Annotated in this window: 15 protein-coding genes and 4 tRNA genes; 7 read left to right on the top strand and 12 right to left on the bottom strand. The window is 70.8% G+C overall.

All coding sequences use genetic code 11. The features are described from left to right. The 4 genes from ACZ6I1_RS24340 to ACZ6I1_RS24325 form a co-directional block, all read right to left on the bottom strand. On the bottom strand, positions 1-2,032 hold a 2,032-nt coding region (locus ACZ6I1_RS24340; RefSeq protein ID WP_469290434.1), incomplete at its 3' end, for a DEAD/DEAH box helicase. A gap of 972 nt (positions 2,033-3,004) precedes the next feature. Further along, on the bottom strand, positions 3,005-3,379 hold the full coding sequence (locus tag ACZ6I1_RS24335; protein WP_469290432.1) for a fluoride efflux transporter FluC: 375 nt from the start codon (positions 3,377-3,379) through the stop codon (positions 3,005-3,007). Then, complete coding sequence (locus ACZ6I1_RS24330; RefSeq protein ID WP_469290430.1) at positions 3,376-3,858, bottom strand: FluC/FEX family fluoride channel; 483 nt, start codon at positions 3,856-3,858, stop codon at positions 3,376-3,378. The genes ACZ6I1_RS24335 and ACZ6I1_RS24330 overlap by 4 nt, the downstream gene beginning before the upstream one ends. Beyond that, entirely contained in the window at positions 3,855-4,205 is a 351-nt protein-coding gene (locus ACZ6I1_RS24325) for a metallopeptidase family protein (protein WP_362582075.1), read from the bottom strand. The genes ACZ6I1_RS24330 and ACZ6I1_RS24325 overlap by 4 nt, the downstream gene beginning before the upstream one ends. 126 nt (positions 4,206-4,331) lie before the next feature. Between ACZ6I1_RS24325 and ACZ6I1_RS24320 the strand changes: the two genes are divergently transcribed. The 3 genes from ACZ6I1_RS24320 to ACZ6I1_RS24310 all read left to right on the top strand — a co-directional run bounded on the left by ACZ6I1_RS24320 (position 4,332) and on the right by ACZ6I1_RS24310 (position 4,616). Continuing rightward, positions 4,332-4,404, top strand: a tRNA-Glu gene (locus ACZ6I1_RS24320). Positions 4,405-4,443: 39 nt separating this feature from the next. Further along, a tRNA-Asp gene (locus tag ACZ6I1_RS24315) sits at positions 4,444-4,517 on the top strand. Positions 4,518-4,539: 22 nt separating this feature from the next. Continuing rightward, a tRNA-Phe gene (locus ACZ6I1_RS24310) sits at positions 4,540-4,616 on the top strand. Between the two features lie 38 nt (positions 4,617-4,654). Here the strand turns inward: ACZ6I1_RS24310 and ACZ6I1_RS24305 are convergent. The 3 genes from ACZ6I1_RS24305 to ACZ6I1_RS24295 are packed head-to-tail and all read right to left on the bottom strand — an operon-like array spanning position 4,655 to position 6,679. Further along, entirely contained in the window at positions 4,655-5,506 is an 852-nt protein-coding gene (locus ACZ6I1_RS24305) for a cytochrome c biogenesis CcdA family protein (RefSeq protein ID WP_469290427.1), read from the bottom strand. Beyond that, entirely contained in the window at positions 5,503-6,243 is a 741-nt protein-coding gene (locus ACZ6I1_RS24300) for a DsbA family protein (RefSeq protein ID WP_469290425.1), read from the bottom strand. Before ACZ6I1_RS24300 ends, ACZ6I1_RS24305 begins: the two co-directional genes overlap by 4 nt. A gap of 52 nt (positions 6,244-6,295) precedes the next feature. Then, entirely contained in the window at positions 6,296-6,679 is a 384-nt protein-coding gene (locus ACZ6I1_RS24295) for a hypothetical protein (protein ID WP_469290423.1), read from the bottom strand. Between the two features lie 111 nt (positions 6,680-6,790). On the opposite strand from ACZ6I1_RS24295, the gene hrpA reads away from it, so the two are divergent. Further along, positions 6,791-10,726 (top strand): ATP-dependent RNA helicase HrpA, encoded by a 3,936-nt coding sequence (gene hrpA, locus ACZ6I1_RS24290; protein WP_469290422.1) that lies wholly within the window; start codon positions 6,791-6,793, stop codon positions 10,724-10,726. Positions 10,727-10,807: 81 nt separating this feature from the next. Continuing rightward, a tRNA-Asp gene (locus tag ACZ6I1_RS24285) sits at positions 10,808-10,881 on the top strand. A 726-nt stretch (positions 10,882-11,607) separates the two neighbouring features. Here the strand turns inward: ACZ6I1_RS24285 and bldC are convergent. Together bldC and ACZ6I1_RS24275 are read right to left on the bottom strand one after the other, a co-directional pair. Then, complete coding sequence (bldC, locus tag ACZ6I1_RS24280) at positions 11,608-11,814, bottom strand: developmental transcriptional regulator BldC (RefSeq protein WP_003949541.1); 207 nt, start codon at positions 11,812-11,814, stop codon at positions 11,608-11,610. Between the two features lie 579 nt (positions 11,815-12,393). Next, the gene (locus ACZ6I1_RS24275) at positions 12,394-13,248 is read right to left on the bottom strand and encodes a DUF8083 family protein (protein ID WP_469290419.1); all 855 of its coding nucleotides are present in this window, start codon (positions 13,246-13,248) and stop codon (positions 12,394-12,396) included. Positions 13,249-13,433: 185 nt separating this feature from the next. Between ACZ6I1_RS24275 and ACZ6I1_RS24270 the strand changes: the two genes are divergently transcribed. Together ACZ6I1_RS24270 and ACZ6I1_RS24265 are read left to right on the top strand one after the other, a co-directional pair. Continuing rightward, on the top strand, positions 13,434-14,528 hold the full coding sequence (locus ACZ6I1_RS24270) for a Leu/Phe/Val dehydrogenase (RefSeq protein WP_469290417.1): 1,095 nt from the start codon (positions 13,434-13,436) through the stop codon (positions 14,526-14,528). A gap of 289 nt (positions 14,529-14,817) precedes the next feature. Continuing rightward, entirely contained in the window at positions 14,818-15,078 is a 261-nt protein-coding gene (locus ACZ6I1_RS24265) for a DUF3073 domain-containing protein (RefSeq protein ID WP_069921195.1), read from the top strand. Between the two features lie 84 nt (positions 15,079-15,162). Here the strand turns inward: ACZ6I1_RS24265 and purM are convergent, their stop codons facing one another. The 3 genes from purM to ACZ6I1_RS24250 form a co-directional block, all read right to left on the bottom strand. Further along, positions 15,163-16,233, bottom strand: coding sequence for a phosphoribosylformylglycinamidine cyclo-ligase (gene purM / locus ACZ6I1_RS24260; protein ID WP_469290416.1), 1,071 nt, complete (start codon positions 16,231-16,233; stop codon positions 15,163-15,165). Positions 16,234-16,338: 105 nt separating this feature from the next. Further along, the gene (purF, locus tag ACZ6I1_RS24255) at positions 16,339-17,856 is read right to left on the bottom strand and encodes an amidophosphoribosyltransferase (RefSeq protein WP_362389699.1); all 1,518 of its coding nucleotides are present in this window, start codon (positions 17,854-17,856) and stop codon (positions 16,339-16,341) included. A 184-nt stretch (positions 17,857-18,040) separates the two neighbouring features. Further along, complete coding sequence (locus ACZ6I1_RS24250) at positions 18,041-18,835, bottom strand: META domain-containing protein (RefSeq protein ID WP_469290413.1); 795 nt, start codon at positions 18,833-18,835, stop codon at positions 18,041-18,043. Positions 18,836-18,856 lie beyond the last annotated feature (21 nt).

Genomic DNA, 18,856 nt, shown 5'->3' with positions numbered 1-18,856 from the left:
CACGGTCACCACCACGGTCATCGCGGTTGAAACCACCCGAGGGGCGGTCGTCGCGACGGAAGCCGCCACCGGCGGGACGGTCGCCACCGGAGCGGAAGCCACCGGACGGACGGTCGTCGCGGCGGAAGCCACCACGGTCACCACCACGGTCATCGCGGTTGAAACCACCCGAGGGGCGGTCGTCGCGACGGAAGCCGCCACCGGCGGGACGGTCGCCACCGGAGCGGAAACCGCCCGACGGACGGTCGTCGCGGCGGAAGCCACCACGGTCGCCACCACGGTCATCGCGGTTGAAACCACCGGACGGACGGCCACCGCGGTCACCGCGGTCGTCACGGCGGTCGTCACGGCGGAAGCCACCGCGGTCGCCACCGCGGTCGCCACCGCGGTTGTCGCGGCGCTCGAAGTTGCCGCGGTCGTCGCGCTGGGCGCGCTGCTCCTCGCGGCGCTCCTGTGCGGCCAGCTCGGCGGCAGCAGCCGCGGCGGCGGCCGCGACCTCGGCCTCGGCGGCCTCGGCCACCTCGGCGACAGCGGCCTCCGGGTCCTCGCCGCGCTCGCGCGCGGAACGGGCGACCAGGCGGTCGGCCTCCTCGCGCAGCTCGCCGGCACGGCGCGTCAGACGCTCCAGCTGCTTGGTGAGCTCGGCGACCTCGCGCTCGGCCTGCTTGGCGGCGTTGTTCGCGGAGTCGGCCTGGACCTCGGTCAGCGAACGGGCGCCGGTGATCTCGGCGACCTCCGGCTCGAAGGCGCCGGCGCCCTGGACGATGTGGCGCGAGGCGTCGACGCCCGCGTCCTCCATCAGGCGGAAGATCTGGCGGCGCTGGTGCGGCAGGGCCAGGGAGACGACGACACCGGACTTGCCGGCACGGGCGGTACGGCCCGAGCGGTGCAGGTAGTCCTTGTGGTCGCCGGCCGGGTCCACGTTCAGGACCAGGTCGATGCCGTCGACGTGGATGCCGCGGGCGGCGACGTCGGTGGCGACGAGCGCGTTGACGTAGCCGTCCTTGAAGTCGGCGAGGACGCGGGTACGGGCGCCCTGCGTCATGCCGCCGTGCAGCGCGTCGGCCTTCACGCCGGCCTCGACGAGCTGCTCGGCGATGCGGTCGGCGCCCAGCTGGGTGCGGACGAAGATGATGGTGCGGCCCTTGCGGGCGGCGATGGCGGCCGTGACCGGCGCCTTGTCCTTCGGCTTCACGACGAGCACGTGGTGCGTCATGGTCGTGACGTTGCCCTGGGCGCTGTCGACCTCGTGCGTGACGGGGTTGGACAGGTAGCGCTTGACCAGGGTGCCGATCTCGTTCTCCATGGTGGCGGAGAAGAGCATGCGCTGGCCGCCGCCGGGGATCTGGTCGAGCAGCTCGGTGACCTCGGGCAGGAAGCCCAGGTCGGCCATCTGGTCGGCCTCGTCGAGGACGGCGATCTTGACGTTCTCGAGGGAGCAGGCGCCGCGGTTGATGATGTCGCGCAGACGGCCCGGGGTGGCGACGAGGACGTCGACACCGCGCTCGAGGGCGTAGATCTGGTTGCTCATCGAGGTGCCGCCGCAGACGACCTTCATCTTCAGGCCGAGCACGTCGCCGTAGGGCTGGAGGGCGTCCGCGACCTGCATCGCGAGCTCACGGGTCGGCGTGAGGATGATCGCGCGGGGCTTCTTCTTGTCGGTGAAGCCGCCGGCCAGCGAGGCCAGGGTCGGCAGACCGAAGGAGAGGGTCTTGCCGGAGCCGGTGCGGCCGCGGCCGAGGATGTCCTTGCCGGCCAGGGCGTCCGGGATGGTCGCGGCCTGGATCGGGAAGGGGGTGGTGACGCCGTTCTGCGCGAGCTTGCGCACGACGCCCTCCGGCAGACCGAGGTCCGCGAAGGTGATCGTGGGCTCGGCGTCGGCGCCGGACTCGTCGTCGCCCTCGGCGTCGACGGAGTCGATGGACTGGTCGGTCGTCACGTCGGCCTCAAGAGCCTCGATGGTCTCGTCGACCACGAAGGCCTCTACGGCCTCAACGGCGTCGACGATCTCGTTCGAGTCGTTCTCGGGCATGACGGCACGGTCAGAACTGGAAATGGACATGCGAAATGCGAAACCTTCCGGAGTCTCGGCACGCGCCCAAACTCCGTGAATCGCAAATCGACCGCCTCAATGCGGTCAGCCACGGCTAGGGAGAGTACGCGCCACACGGCGCTCTTCGGATTCGGCGCCGGGCAATGGGATCAAACGATCTATAACCATACGCACCCTCCCCCGGGTCTGGCAAGTCACTCCAGCAAAACGGCTTTGACCTGCGGAGATGCCCTGAGCCCGGGGTCGGGCGGAGCGCGGGTGCGCCCGGAGCGGGCCCCGGCTACGACCCCGGCGCGGTGCTCGGATCGGGTTGCGGGCTCGTCGGCGCCGGCGTGGGTTCCGTCACAGGGGGCGTGGTGGCCGGCGGCGGGGTCGGGCTGGCCGACTGCTGCCCACCCCCTGAACCGCCCGAACCGGAACCTCCCGATCCGCCTGATCCGCCCGAGCCGCCAGACCCCCCGGAGCCCCCGGATCCGCCCGACCCTCCCGAGCCGCCCCCGGAAGGCTCGTGCGGGCCCTGGCCCCCCGCACCGCCGCCCGGTCCCGCCGACGGCGAGGGCAGGCCCGGCTTGCCGCTCGGCGCGCCCGGGCTCGGCGAGCCGCCGGTCGCGCCGGACGCCTTGCCGTCCTCCTTGGGCTTGCCGTCCTGGGTCCCCGTACCGTCCTTCGCGCCGTGCCCCTTGCCGTGCACCCCGGAGCCGCGGCCGGTCGTGGACCCCCCGCCCGCCGTGGCGCCGCCGCGATCGTCGGACGAGGCGGAGGGCCCGGGTTTCGCCGAGTCCTCGCCGACACTCATGCAGCCCGCCGTCGCCGCGACCGCGAGCGCGGTGACGGCCAGTCGGAGGGAAGCGGACAACTGGCGCACGAGGGCACCTCCGAGCCTTGGGGGTGAGCGGTCCGCATGAGCGGGTCAAGTAGCCCAACTCCCTTTGGCCCGTAAGGGACACGCCCTCAGCCGAACAGCTGCCGCGCCACCTGCGACCCGAGGTGTACGGCGCCCAGCCCGACCAGCACCGATGCCCCCACGTTCGCCGCCGCGAGGAACGGCCGGCCGCGCTCGGCCAGCCGCAGCGTCTCGTACGAGAACGTCGAGTACGTGCTCAGCGCCCCGCACAGGCCCGTCCCCAGCAGCAGCTCCAGCCGCCCGGAGGAGGCCCCGGCCGGCAGCGCACCGGTCAGCACGCCCAGCAGCAGGCAGGCCGCCGCGTTGACCACGAAGGTGCCCCAGGGGAACAGCGAATCGTGCCGCACCTGCACCGCGCGGTCCGTCAGGTACCGCAGCGGCGCGCCGACGGCCGCGCCCGCCACCACGAGCAGCCAGTTCACCGGGCCGCCGCCGGACGCCGGACGGCGCGGCGCGTCACCGCGGCCGCCGCCCACACCGCCCCCAGCGCCGCCGCCACGGTGAGCCCCGCGTACGCGAGCGCCGTGCCCGCCTCCCCCTGGTCCAGGAGCCGCGAGAAGTCCACCGCGTACGTCGAGAAGGTGGTGAAGCCGCCGAGGATCCCGACCCCCGCGAAGGGCCGCACCAGGGGGTGCGGCGCCGTTCGGCCGCCCTCGCTGATCAGCACCATCAGTACGCCGATCAGGGCGCAGCCCGACGCGTTGACGACCAGGGTCGCCCACGGGAAGGCCCCGGGCCCGGCCGGCCACAGCAGGGAGATGCCGTACCGCGCCGAGGCCCCGACCGCGCCGCCCGCCGCCACCGCCGCGAGCACCCGGCCCTGCGGCTCGGCGCGCTGCCCGGGCACGTGCAGGTCGACGTCCGGGTCGATGGCCTCGCCGCCGGGGACCGGCCGGGTCATCCGTACCCCAGCGCGTGCAGCCGCTCGTCGTCGATCCCGAAGTGGTGGGCGATCTCGTGCACCACGGTGACCTCCGTCTCGGCGACCACGCTCTCCCGGTCCTCGCACATCCGCAACGTGGGGTTGCGGTAGATCGTGATCCGGTCCGGCAGCACCCCGGCGTACCACTCGCCGCGGTCCGTCAGCGGGGTCCCCTCGTACAGCCCGAGCAGCTCGGGATCCTCGGCGGGAGGTTCGTCCTCGACGAACACCGCCACGTTGTCCATCAGCCGCGTCAGCTCCGGCGGGATCCGGTCCAGCGCCTCTGCGACAAGCTCTTCGAACTCCTCGCGCGTCATCTCCAGCACCGGGCCATTGTCCCCCCGGTCCGGGCTCCTCCCCCGGTCCGGGGGAAACCGTTTTGGCGATCCCTCCCCGGATCCCATATGCTTCTCACGTCCCCGACGCGCTGGAAAGTGCCCGGCGGGCCTTTAGCCCTCATCGTCTAGTGGCCCAGGACGCCGCCCTTTCAAGGCGGTAGCACGGGTTCGAATCCCGTTGGGGGTACGCATTACCGTGTGCAAGACTTGTTCTCGCACACTGCAAGGTCCTGTGGAGCAGTTGGTTAGCTCGCCACCCTGTCAAGGTGGAGGTCGCGGGTTCAAGTCCCGTCAGGATCGCTGAAGCCGGAAACGGCTTCGTGGCTGGGTAGCTCAGTTGGTACGAGCGATCGCCTGAAAAGCGATAGGTCGCCGGTTCGACCCCGGCCCCAGCCACCATCAGGAAGGCCCCGTCCCTCGGACGGGGCCTTCTGTGGTTACCGCGTCTCGGTCTCCGTCTCCTTCTCCGCCGTACGCACGCTGCCGCGCCCCTGCGCCAGAGCGACGGCCGTCACCCCCGCCGCGACCAGCAGGAGCAGCGCCCAGTCCGGAACCCCGTCCGCCACGGACCGGACCCACTCCTCCACCGCGAACGAGTCGTCCACGTCCAGCAGCCCCGGCAGGGCGCTCGCCCCGTCGAAGACCAGGAACATCGCGCCCAGGGCGATGAAGAACAGCCCGGACAGCAGCGAGGTGGTGTGCAGCTCGAAGCGGCCCACCCGGACGGCCCGCCCGCGCAGCCAGCGCCGCCCGCCCAGGTCGAACCGCTCCCACAGCAGGGCCAGCACGAACAGCGGTACGGCCATCCCCAGGGCGTACACGGCCAGCAGCAGGCCTCCGTAGACCGGGCTGCCGCTGACCGCCGCCACCGTCAGCACGCTGCCGAGGATCGGACCCGCGCAGAAACCGGCCAGCCCGTAGACCGCACCGAGGGCGTACACGGACAGGGCGGTCGTCGGCCGGATCCTCCCCGACAGCTCGGAGACGCGCCGCGAGGCGAAGCCCAGCCCGAGGATCTGCGCCAGGCCGAGCGCGATGATCAGCCAGCCTCCGGCGAGGACCAGCGCGTCGCGGTTGCCGTGGAAGAACCGCCCGGCGTACGAACCGGCCGCCCCCAACGGTACGAGGGTCGTCGCGAGGCCCGCGTAGAAGATCCCGGTGCGCGCCAGGAGCCGGGAGGCGGAGTCGATCGAGTACGCGAAGAAGGCGGGCAGCAGCAGGGCGCTGCAGGGGCTGAGCAGCGCGAGGAGGCCGCCCAGCAGGGCGGCCAGGTATCCGATGCCGGTCACGGGCGCGCCGCCGCCTCGGCCCCGGCCTTGGCCTTGGCGATGGCGGCGGTGAAGGCGCCGAGGGGCTGTGCTCCCGCGAGGGGCTGCCCGTTGACCAGGAACGACGGGGTCGAGGTCACGCCGATGCGGTAGCCCTCGTCCTGGTCCCGCTTCAGGGCCGCGGCGGCCTGCTCCCCGGCCATGTCCTTCTTGAAGCGCTCCAGGTCGGGGACGCCCGCCTGCTCGGCGAGCTCCAGGAGGCGGGCTTCGGCGAAGCCCTTCTCCTTGGCGCCGTCGGCGTACGCGGCCGCGTGGAAGGCGCTGAAACGGTCCTGTTGCCCGGCGGCCCAGGCGGCCTTGGCGGCGGCCTCCGACTCGGCGCCGAAGATCGGGAAGTTGCGCCACTCGATGCGCAGGGTGCCGTCCTCCACGTACTTCCTGACGAGCTCGGGCTCGGTGTCCCGGGCGAACTTGCCGCAATAGCCGCACAGGAAGTCGGAGTACTCGATCAGCACGACGGGCGCGTCCGCGCGGCCGACGGCGAGCTTGTCGCCGGGCTCCCGGCGCGCCAGCGCCTTCAGCTCGGCCGAGTGGTCGCTGCGGGCCGCGGCGGAGGCGCCGGATCCGCCGGAGGGCTTGCCGGTGGAGGCGGTGGAGGCCTGCCAGGAGACCAGACCGAGGGTGAGTGCGGCGAGGGCGACCCCGGCGGCGATGTGCAGCGGCTTCTTGGACGTCTTGCCGGGCTTGGAAGAGGACACGGGTGCTCCAGTGCTACGGGTGATGAGGCGGACCGGTGGGTGATCGGCCCTCCTAGACCCGCATCACGGACAGCTCCACAGGGCCGGGCGCCGGCTGGTCGGGCCCGCGTACGAGGCTCCGTACGGGTATGGCACGGGCGTCGCAGGCCCGGTCCGCCGCGAGCCGCCCCGCGGCCGGGATGTGGGCGTGACCCGGGTCGCCGGCCCGCGGCGGCACGACGGGCGGCCGGCCGTGGTCCCCGGCGGGGGCGCAGGACGGGCCACTGCCCCCGTACGCGACCGCGGGAGCCGCGTGGGCGGCGTGGGCCGAGTGGGCGGCGGCGGCCGCGGCGGCCGCGGGCGGGGCCTGCTGCGCCGCGGCGGCCGGCAGCGCGCCTCCCGCCAGCAGGGCCAGTACGGCGCCGAGCAGGCACCACACACGGCTGCGGCGGGACAAGGTGGGCTGCCTCTCACTCGTACGGCTGGGGGAGTCGTCCCGAAATGGTACGGGTACGCCCCACAAATGCGTTCGCCACCCGGCGCCCCCGGGTGAGATCCTCGACCAGGTATGTCTACTTCCTTCGCCGCCCTGCAGACGCTCCTCGGTGAGATCTCCCTCCGCGACGCGCACCGCCTCGGCCGCCGCCTCGAGGGCGCCCGCCGTATCCGCAAGCCCGAGGCCAAGCAGGCCGTGCTCGACGAGATCGCCGCGGAGGCCGCGAAGGCCGCCGAGCGACTGGCCGGCCGTGCCTCGCGGATGCCCGAGGTCACGTATCCCGAGAACCTGCCCGTCAGCCAGAAGAAGGACGAGATCGCCGAGGCGATACGCGACCACCAGGTCGTGATCGTCGCGGGCGAGACCGGCTCCGGCAAGACCACGCAGATCCCCAAGATCTGCATGGAGCTGGGCCGCGGCGTCCGGGGCATGATCGGGCACACCCAGCCCCGCCGGATCGCCGCCCGCACGGTCGCGGAGCGCATCGCCGAGGAGCTGAAGTCCGAGATCGGCCAGACGGTCGGCTGGAAGGTCCGCTTCACCGACCAGGTGGACCAGGACGCGACCTTCGTGAAGCTGATGACGGACGGCATCCTGCTCGCCGAGATCCAGACGGACCGCGAGCTGCGCGCGTACGACACGATCATCATCGACGAGGCCCACGAGCGGTCGCTGAACATCGACTTCCTGCTCGGCTACCTGGCCACGCTGCTGCCCAAGCGCCCCGACCTCAAGGTGGTCATCACCTCCGCGACCATCGACCCGGAGCGGTTCTCGCGGCACTTCGGGGACGCGCCGATCGTCGAGGTCAGCGGGCGGACGTATCCGGTGGAGGTCCGCTACCGGCCCCTTCTGGAGGAAGAGGGCGACGACAGCGACCGGGACCAGATCACGGCGATCTGCGAGGCCGTGGACGAGCTCCAGTCCGAGGGGCCGGGCGACATCCTGGTCTTCCTTTCCGGCGAGCGCGAGATCCGCGACACGGCGGACGCCCTGAACAAACGGAACCTCCGCTTCACAGAGGTGCTCCCCCTCTACGCGCGCCTCTCGCACGCCGAGCAGCACCGGGTCTTCCAGCAGCACACCGGGCGCCGGATCGTGCTCGCGACGAACGTCGCCGAGACCTCCCTCACCGTCCCGGGCATCAAGTACGTGATCGACCCGGGCACCGCCCGCATCTCCCGCTACAGCCACCGCACCAAGGTGCAGCGCCTGCCCATCGAGCGGATCTCGCAGGCCAGCGCCAACCAGCGCAAGGGCCGCTGCGGCCGCACCAGCGACGGCATCTGCATCCGGCTGTACTCCGAGGACGACTTCAACGCCCGTCCCGAGTTCACCGACGCCGAGATCCTGCGCACCAACCTGGCCTCCGTCATCCTCCAGATGACCGCGGCCGGGCTGGGCGAGATCGAGAAGTTCCCCTTCATCGATCCGCCGGACCACCGCAACATCCGCGACGGCGTGCAGCTGCTCCAGGAGCTCGGTGCCCTGGACCCGACGGAGAAGGACCCGAAGAAGCGGCTCACGCAGATGGGCCGCCAGCTCTCCCAGCTGCCCGTGGACCCGCGCCTGGCCCGCATGGTCGTGGAGGCGGACAAGAACAACTGCGTCCGCGAGGTCATGGTCATCGCGGCGGCCCTGTCCATCCAGGACCCGCGCGAGCGGCCCTCGGACAAGCAGACCCAGGCCGACCAGTACCACGCCCGCTTCAAGGACGAGACCAGCGACTTCCTCTCGTTCCTCAACATGTGGCGCTACGTGCGCGAGCAGCAGAAGGAGCGCGGCTCGTCCTCGTTCCGCCGGATGTGCAAGCAGGAGTACCTGAACTTCCTGCGGATCCGCGAGTGGCAGGACATCTACTCGCAGCTGCGCACGGTCGCCAAGACCATGGGCATCCACGTCAACGAGGCCGACGCTCCCGAGACGAGCATCCACATCTCGCTGCTGGCCGGTCTGCTCTCGCACATCGGGCTCAAGGACACCGACAAGAACGAGTACCTGGGGGCCCGGTCCGCCAAGTTCGCGATCTTCCCGGGCTCGGCGCTCTTCAAGAAGCAGCCGAAGTTCCTGATGTCGGCGGAGCTGGTGGAGACCTCGCGGCTGTGGGCACGGGTGAACGCCAAGGTGGAGGCCGAGTGGGTCGAGCCGCTCGCGCAGCACCTGATCAAGCGCACCTACAGCGAGCCGCACTGGGAGAAGGACCAGGCGGCCGTGATGGCGTACGAGAAGGTCACGCTGTACGGCGTGCCGATCGTGGCCCAGCGGAAGATCAACTACGGGCGGATCGATCCCGAGGTCTCGCGCGAGCTGTTCATCCGCAACGCGCTGGTGGAGGGCGACTGGCGCACCCACCACAAGTTCTACGCCGACAACCGCAAGCTCCTCACCGAGGTGGAGGAGCTGGAGAACCGGGCCCGGCGCCGCGACATCGTGGTGGACGACGAGACCCTCTTCGACTTCTACGACCAGAAGATTCCGGAACACGTGGTCTCCGGTGCGCACTTCGACTCGTGGTGGAAGCACAAGAAGCGCGAGGAGCCCGAACTCCTCGACTTCGAGCGCGAGATGCTGCTGACCGAGAAGGCGGCCGGAGTCACCAAGGCCGACTATCCGGACACCTGGCGGCAGGGGCAGCTGAAGTTCCGGGTCACCTACCAGTTCGAGCCGGGCGCGGACGCGGACGGCGTGACCGTGCACATTCCGCTCCAGGTGCTGAACCAGGTCACCGACGAGGGCTTCGACTGGCAGATCCCGGGCCTGCGGGAGGAAGTCGTCACCGAGCTGATCCGCTCGCTGCCGAAGCCGATCCGCCGCCACTACGTCCCGGCGCCGAACTTCGCCGGCCGCTTCCTGGACACGGCGGTGCCCCTGCAGGAGCCGCTGCCGGTGACGCTGGCGCGCGAGCTCCAGCGGATGGTCGGGGTGCCGGTCTCGGCCGAGGACTTCGACCTCTCCCGGATCCCGGACCACCTGAAGATCACCTTCCGGATCGTCGACGAGCGCCGCAAGAAGATTGCCGAGGACAAGGACCTCGAGGCGCTGAGGCTGCGGCTGAAGCCGAAGGCCCGCCAGGCCCTCTCCAAGGCAGCGGCGGCCACCGCCGAACGGGCGGGCGGGGAGTCGGTGGAGCGCACCGGCCTGACCGACTGGACCATCGGAACGCTGACCAAGGTGTTCGAGACCCGGCGCGCGGGCCAGCCGGTGAAGGCGTACCCGGCGCTGGTGGACGAGGGCGCGAGCGTCTCCGTACGGCTCTTCGACACCGAGGCCGAGCAGCAGCAGGCGATGTGGCTGGGCACCCGGCGGCTGATCCTGCTGAACATCCCGGTGAACCCGGCGAAGTTCGCCTCGGACCACCTGACCAACCAGCAGAAGCTGGCCCTGTCCAGGAACCCGCACGGCTCCATCCAGGCCCTGTTCGACGACTGCGCGACCGCCGCGGCCGACAAGCTGATCGCCGACCACGGCGGTCCCGCGTGGGACGAGGCGGGCTTCCGCCGCCTCTACGAGGCCGTCCGCGCGGACCTGGTGGACACGACCGTGCGGACGGTGAGCCAGGTCCAGCAGGTGCTGGCCGCCTGGCAGGCCTGCGAGCGGCGCCTGAAGGCCACCAACAGCCTCGCGCTGGTCGCCAACCTCCAGGACGTCAGAACGCAGCTGGCGGCCCTCATGCCGGCCGGGTTCGTGACCCTCACCGGGCTGCGCAGACTGCCGGACCTCATGCGCTACCTGGTGGCGGTGGACCGGCGGCTCCAGCAGATGCCGACGGGCGTCCAGCGCGACACCACGCGCATGGAGAAGGTCCACGAGATGCAGGACGAGTACGCGTGGCTGCTGGAGCAGCTGCCGAAGGGCCGGCCGGTGCCGTCGGCGGTCACCGACATCCGCTGGATGATCGAGGAACTGCGGGTCAGTTACTTCGCGCACGCCCTCGGAACGGCGTACCCGGTCTCCGACAAGCGGATCGTGAAGGCGGTCGACGCGGCGGCCCCGCCGTCGGCCCGGTGACCGGCGGCGTGATCCGGTTCGACTGCACCCCCTGAGCTGCGGTACAGTCTGATTCGCAGCCGCCGAGCGGCAGCAAATCAAGGACCTGTGGAGCAGTTGGTTAGCTCGCCACCCTGTCAAGGTGGAGGTCGCGGGTTCAAGTCCCGTCAGGTTCGCAGAAACGTCAGGGCCCGCATCCCCCAGGGGATGCGGGCCCTGACGCGTTGACCGGGGAAATCCCCCTCGGCGGCCCGGGGATACGGGGGCGCCCAGGGCGCCTTGGAGCCACCCGGGGCCCGCAGGCGCGCTCAAAGGCCCTCCGGCACCCGTTCCCGCGCCCACGGCGGCTCTGACGGCCGCCACCGACCGCGCCCCGCCCCTCGCGGCCGTCACGCTCCTGCCACCAGGGCCGAACCGCTCCAGGCGAATTCCGGCCGCTCCCCGTCGGATCCCGGCCGCTCCCGGCGGATTTCGACCGCCCCGGCCCGCGCCGGCCCCGCCCGGCCGCCCGGCCGCCCGGCCGCCCGGCCCGGCGAGAATCCCCCGTTCGCATGAGGCGCTCCGCGGCGGACATCCCCCTTACGGGGTGCATTCCCGCGAATACAAGAGTGATCATCTGTGACGGGAGTCACCGTATGAGTTTTTGGAAGGGGTGCTTTTATCGCACCCATACACCCGCTCGATTTAATATGTGCAATGGCACCTACCCCGCAGGCCTCCGCACACCCGCGCGATACCGCCCTGACCAGGGCATAAAAAAGATCGCGCTGGACCCGGCGGAGTCCAGCGCGATCGACGACCGTGAACCTGTTGGGGCAGGTTCAGTCGCATGAAGCAATGTGGGTTTCATCGGATTGGGGGACCCGATATAGACCCGTTAAAGCAGGGGTGCGTGCGGTGTCTCAGGCCTCGCTGCGCTGCTGCGGAATTCCCGCAAGCAGTGCGCGGACCTCAGCCTCGCGGTAACGCCGGTGTCCACCCAGCGTGCGGATGGACGTGAGCTTGCCAGCCTTGGCCCAGCGGGTGACCGTCTTCGGGTCCACGCGGAACATCGTGGCGACCTCAGCCGGGGTCAGCAGCGGCTCGGCATCAGGGGTGCGAGCGGTCATGAGCGGCCTCCTCGGGAGAACCGAACCATCTCGGTTCTTTCCTCTAAATTCTGCACCTTGGCCCGCGTTGCCCGAAATGGACATACGCGGGCCGAGTCGGTTATAGGACGAACGGCTTGTCCTCGGCACTACAACTACACCATCCGTCCAGCCCCAAGGGCCAAACCGACGGAATTGCCCTCCGAGGTGTTCATCAGCGGCGGAAGCCGATGGACCGCCCCATAACGGACAGTCACCCCACTGTGACGATCAGTCACAGAGCGATCAGGAGTCGTCAGGACCCCCCGTAGAGCGCAATGCCGAGCATTCCGCCCTTAGTTGGACGGAAGGAACCCTCCCCGGACTCCTTGTCCTATTTTGGCACGAGGGTAGGGGAAGGGCGCAAGGGTGTGGTTAGTGCGGTCCGTCACCCTTGGGCCAATGGCCCGTATCGGGACGAAGGTCCTGGTACTCCGTCCTTAAAGGCATGATCAAGCCCCTGATCAGCCAGTTATAACCGAAAGACCGATACGCGGGGGTACGTACGGGTGCTCCCGGACCGATCGGAGCACCATCAGAACACGGCCGGCCTCCCGGCCCTCAGTTCGCGAACAGTCTCTCCCGGACCGCCCGCCACCGTTCCGCCAGCTCCTCATAGACCTCGGCCGCGCCCTCCGCGTCCCCCGCGCGCAAGGCCGCGATCCCCTCCGCCAGCTCCCCCGCCGAGCGGTCCTCCGCCAGCCGGTCCGCCGGCAGGGCGTGCAGCAGCCCGCCGTAGTCCAGTTCGACCATCGAACGCGGATGGAACTCCTCCAGCCAGCTCCCGACCTCCACCAGACCCTCGGCGAGCCCCCCGTACCCGTCGGCCTCCCGCAGGGTCCGCAGGGCGCGCGCCAGGCGCCGCCGCGCCTGCACCATCGGCGTCCGGTAGCGCAGCCGCTCGCCCGGCACGTACTCCCGCTCCTGGTCCGCCACCAGCACGAACCAGCGCAGCGGGACCTGCCACACCCCCGTACGGATCCACGGGCGCGCGTCCGGATTCCGCTCGCGCCAGCGCTCGTACTCCTCGGCGGCCCGTTCGCGCACCAGCGGCGGCAGCGCCGCGTCCAGCACCGGCCGCGGGAACCACTCGACCAGCTCCTGGAGCGCCAGCCAGCCGCGGAGCCGGGTGCGCCACGGACAGACCAGCAGCACCCCGTCCACCTCCGCGGTGAAGGCGTCCGCGCTCTCGTGGGCCGGCACGCCCACCACGGGCACCCGTACCAAATCGGTGAGCGACCGGCGCAGTTCGTCCTGCGCGGTCGGCGCCGTCCCGCGGCGGGCGTAGGCGGACCAGTGCGCCCGTTCCGACTCCGGAAAGGCCCCGAGGGGCTCGTAGACTCGCAGGTAGGAGGCATACGGGACGGCCGGCGCCGAACGCGCGGAGGGCAGCAGGGGATCGGGAGATTCGCTCACGCTCTCGTACTCCCCTTTTTGCGGCTCCGCTACCTCAGGCGCTCCAGTGACACGGGAGTGTTCCGATCCTCGGACAGGCGGTCCCCGCACCCCCCACAGGTCTTACGCTGCTCCCAGCACGCCCTCCCCCACCCGCAGGGCGGGCGTCACTTCCGCGCCGCATCTCTTCCATGGGAGTCACCACCGTGACCGAAATGACCGACGGCGTCCTGCACACCCTGTTCCGTACGGAGCAGGGCGGCCACGAGCAAGTCGTGCTGTGCCAGGACCGAGCCACCGGCCTGAAGGCCGTCATCGCGATCCACTCCACCGCCCTGGGCCCCGCCCTCGGCGGCACGCGCTTCCACGCGTACGCCTCGGACGAGGAGGCCGTCCTCGACGCGCTGAACCTCTCGCGCGGCATGTCGTACAAGAACGCCCTCGCCGGACTCGACCTGGGCGGCGGCAAGGCCGTCATCATCGGCGACCCGGACGTGTTGAAGTCCGAGGAACTGCTGCTGGCCTACGGCCGGTTCGTGGAGTCCCTCGGCGGCCGCTACGTGACCGCCTGCGACGTCGGCACCTACGTGGCGGACATGGACGTCGTGGCCCGCGAGACCCGCTGGGCGACCGGCCGCTCCCCCGAGAACGGCGGCGCCGGCGACTCCTCGGTGCTCACCGCCTTCGGCGTCTTCCAGGGCATGCGCGCCAGCGCCCAGCACCTGTGGGGCGACCCGACCCTGCGCGGCCGCAAGGTCGGCGTCGCCGGCGTCGGCAAGGTCGGCCACTACCTGGTCGAGCACCTGCTGGAGGACGGCGCCGAGGTCGTGATCACGGACGTGCGCGAGGAGTCCGTCCAGCGGATCCTCGACAAGCACCCGGGCAAGGTCACCGCGGTCGCCGACACGGACGCGCTGATCCGCGTCGAGGGCCTGGACATCTACGCCCCGTGCGCGCTCGGCGGCGCCCTGGACGACGAGACCGTGCCGGCCCTCACCGCCAAGATCGTCTGCGGTGCGGCCAACAACCAGCTCGCACACCCGGGCATCGAGAAGGACCTCCAGGACCGCGGGATCCTCTACGCCCCGGACTACGTGGTCAACGCGGGCGGCGTGATCCAGGTGGCCGACGAGCTGGTCGGTTTCGACTTCGACCGGTGCAAGGCCAAGGCCGCGAAGATCTTCGACACCACCCTGGAGATCTTTGCTCGCGCGAAGATGGACGGTATCCCGCCGGCCGCCGCGGCCGACCGGATCGCGGAACAGCGCATGGCCGACGCCCGCTCCGCCCGCCAGGTCTGACCCGTAGCGGGGCACCTGGGCGCGCCCGCCGGGGTGCGGGGAGACAGAACTCACTGCACTTCGGCGGGTCGCGGGCCAGGAAAGCGTTAAAATCGCGGTTGACCAGCGAGGACGGGGCGCCTTGTTGGTTCTGCACCGGGGCGCGTCATGCGGGCGGCGTACCGTATGGCCGCGGAAGCAGGTACCGTTAAACCCCTACGGACGGTCTCTCCACGGAGAGCCCGCTCCGAACCATGAACGCGTGTCAGACTCTGGGGCCGTCGAGCCCCGTCACCGAGGGGGTCGAGCCATGGGGCGCGGCCGGGCCAAGGCCAAGCAGACAAAGGTCGCCCGCCAGCTGAAGTACAACAGCGGCGGGACTGACCTCTCGCGTCTGGCCAATGAGCTGGGCGCATCGCCGACAGAGCCGCTGCAGATCAGCGAGCCGGTCGAAGTCGATGACGATCTGGACGACGACGACCCGTACGCCAAGTACGCGGATCTCTACAACAGCGATGACGACGACGAGGACGAGGAGTCCGGTCCGTCGGCACAGCGTCGCGGCGCTTGACGCTTTCTCGAGGGCGTCTGCACAACAAGGTCAAAGACTGAAACCCGGTCCAGGGCATCGCCCCGGGCCGGGTTTCAGTGCTGCTCAGCTCGCGTAGGAACCGGTCAGGGTCGATCCCTCGGTGTGCTCGCCGCGCTCGACGATCTCACCGGCGACCCAGGAGTCGACGCCCCGGTCGGCCAGCGCGGTCAGGGCCACGTCCACCGACTCGGCGGGGACGACCGCCATCATGCCGACGCCCATGTTCAGCGTCTTCTCCAGCTCCAGCTGCTCGACCCGGCCGGCCTTGCCGACCAGGTCGAAGACCGCGCCGGGGGCCCAGGTCGAACGGTCGACCGCGGCGTGCAGGTGGTCCGGGATGACCCGGGCCAGGTTCGCCGCCAGACCGCCGCCGGTGATGTGCGAGAAGGCGTGCACCTCGGCCGTCCGGGTGAGGGCCAGGCAGTCCAGCGAGTAGATCTTGGTGGGCTCCAGGAGCTCCTCGCCGAGGGTGCGGCCGAACTCCGCGATCTCCTGCTCCAGGGACATCCCGGCCCGGTCGAAGAGCACGTGCCGGACCAGCGAGTACCCGTTCGAGTGAAGGCCGGACGAAGCCATCGCGATGACGGCGTCACCCTTACGGATGCGATCCGCGCCGAGCAGCCGGTCGTATTCGACCACGCCGGTGCCGGCGCCCGCCACGTCGAAGTCGTCCGGGCCCAGCAGGCCCGGGTGCTCGGCGGTCTCGCCGCCGACCAGGGCGCAGCCGGCGAGGACGCAGCCCTCCGCGATGCCCTTGACGATGGCCGCGACACGCTCGGGGTGGACCTTGCCGACGCAGATGTAGTCGGTCATGAAGAGCGGCTCGGCGCCGCAGACGACGATGTCGTCCATGACCATCGCCACGAGGTCGTGGCCGATGGTGTCGTACACGCCGAGCCGGCGGGCGATGTCGACCTTGGTGCCGACCCCGTCGGTGGCGGAGGCGAGCAGCGGGCGCTCGTAGCGCTTGAGGGCGGAGGCGTCGAAGAGGCCGGCGAAACCGCCGAGGCCGCCGAGGACCTCGGGGCGCTGCGTCTTCTTCACCCACTCCTTCATCAGCTCGACGGCGCGGTCTCCCGCTTCGATGTCCACACCCGCGGCTGCGTAGCTGGCACCGGTGGTCTTCTCTGTCATGACAGGGAGAGCTTTCGTGTCGTTACTGCTGTGGGTGCCGGGCCCCGGGACCGCCTGGGTTCCCATGGGCCTGAAGGACAGGGCCCGGCGCAGGTGGAGCGAAGGTTACGGACGGCGCAGCGCGTCGGCCGCGTCCGTGCCGCCCGCGAGCTCGGTCTCCAGGAGCTGCTTGCCCAGGAGCTGCGGGTCGGGCAGCTCCATCGGGTACTCGCCGTCGAAGCAGGCACGGCAGAGGTTGGGCTTCTGGATGGTCGTCGCCTCGATCATCGCGTCGAGCGAGATGTACGAGAGCGAGTCCGCGCCGAGCGACGTGGCGATCTCGTCGACCGTCATGCCGTTGGCAATCAGCTCGGCCCGGGTGGCGAAGTCGATGCCGAAGAAGCACGGCCACTTCACCGGCGGCGAGGAGATCCGGATGTGGACCTCCGCCGCGCCGGCCTCGCGGAGCATCTTGACCAGGGCGCGCTGGGTGTTGCCGCGGACGATCGAGTCGTCGACGACCACCAGGCGCTTGCCCCGGATGACTTCCTTGAGGGGGTTGAGCTTCAGGCGGATGCCGAGCTGGCGGATCGTCTGCGAGGGCTGGATGAAGGTCCGGCCGACGTAGGCGTTCTTGACCAGGCCGGAGCCGTACGGGATCCCGCTGGCCTCGGCGTAGCCGACGGCGGCGGGCGTGCCCGACTCCGGCGTCGCTATGACCAGGTCGGCGTCGACCGGGGCTTCCTTGGCCAGGCGCCGGCCCATCTCGACACGCGAGAGGTAGACGTTCCGGCCGGCGATGTCGGTGTCCGGGCGCGCCAGGTAGACGTACTCGAAGACACAGCCCTTGGGCTTCGCTTCCGCGAATCGGGACGTCCGCAGGCCGTTCTCGTCGATCGCGATGAGCTCACCCGGCTCGACCTCGCGGACGAAGCTGGCGCCGCAGATGTCGAGGGCGGCCGTCTCGCTCGCGACCACCCAGCCGCGCTCCAGGCGGCCGAGGACCAGCGGGCGGATGCCCTGCGGGTCACGGGCGGTGTAGAGGGTTCCCTCGTCCATGAACACCAGCGAGAAGGCGCCCTTGACCTGCGGGAGGACCTTGGCGGCCGACTCCTCGATGGTCAGGGGCTTGCCCTCGTCGTCGGTCTGGCCGGCCAGCAGGGCGGTGACCAGGTCGGTGTCGTTGGTCGCGGCCACCTGGGTGGCACGGCCGTCCTGACGGGGGAGGTCGGCGACCATCTCGGCAAGCTCGGCGGTGTTCACCAGGTTGCCGTTGTGACCCAGGGCAATGGAGCCGTGGGCGGTCGCGCGGAAGGTGGGCTGAGCGTTCTCCCAGACGGAGGCTCCGGTGGTCGAGTAGCGGGCGTGACCGACCGCGATATGACCCTGGAGCGAGCCGAGAGAGGTTTCGTCGAAGACCTGGGAAACGAGGCCCATGTCCTTGAAGACGAGGATCTGGGAACCGTTGCTCACAGCGATTCCCGCGGACTCTTGTCCGCGGTGCTGCAGTGCATACAGTCCGAAGTAGGTGAGCTTGGCGACCTCTTCACCCGGAGCCCAGACACCGAAGACGCCGCAAGCGTCCTGGGGGCCCTTTTCTCCGGGGAGCAGGTCGTGGTTGAGTCGTCCATCACCACGAGGCACACCTTGAGTGTAGGCGAGGTCGACCACTGGTCCGAATTCGGGATGCCCGGGAAATGTCACAGCACAGAGGGTGACCGGACCGCTCCGCCTCGGTATCCGCATTCCTTTGTCGACAGCCGTACGGCTATTCGTACAAGCGCTGCTCCCGGGCCCCCGCAGGAGCCCCGGGACCGCCCGCCAAGCGTCACTCCACGGCCGTCGCGCCCCGGGCGGTCAGGCCCTTGCCGCCGGGGGCGGTGAGGGTCAGGTTCTGGCTCTGGATCTTCCAGGTGAGCGGGCCGCTGCCGAGGAGCGCGGTCAGGGTCCGCTCCACCTCGCCGGCCGGGCCCTCGCAGGCCATCCGGGTGGTGGTGAGCGGTCCGAAGGTGACCGAGGGGCCGTCCACGGTGGCCTTGGCGCTGAACCGGTTGCAGCCGAGGCTGCCGCTCGCCGCGCCGTCGGCGGTGAGCGTGAACCGGGCCTTTCCGGCCACCTCGGCGGGGACGGAGGACACGGTCGCGCCGTCGGCCAGCCCGTCCACGGTCCACTCGGTCGCGGCGAGCGGGGCGTCCGGGGCCGGTGGCTCGGAGGACAGGGCGATGGTGCTCCCGTCGGCGGTCTTCAGGGTGAGCCGGCCGGGGCCGCGGTCGAGGGTCAGCCGGCCCTTGAAGAGCTGGGCGAAGGCGATCTCGAACTCCTGGTCCTCGCAGGCCATCGCGGTGCTCGCGCCGGGGGTCACGGTCACGGCGGAGGTGCCTTCGAAGACGGCCTTCGCCGTGAAGCGGTTGCAGCCGTAGTTGCCCGTGGCCTCGTCCTGCGTGAAGTCGACGCGTGCGACCGCGGGCGCGTGCAGGGTGCGGCCGCCGGTGGTGAGGGACTCGACGGCCCAGGAGCCCTGGGGGTCGGGGAGCGGGCTGCTCCCGCCGTCCTCGGACCGGGCGCACGCGCAGAGCGCGAGGACGAGGGCCAGGCCGGCCGGAAGGTGCCTGAGGGTACGCATGCCGATGGGACGGAGCGGGCG

This window comes from Streptomyces sp. NPDC046303 (assembly GCF_055588085.1).
Note: the sequence above shows the minus strand (reverse complement) of the source record. Positions and strands in the feature narration are given on the sequence as shown.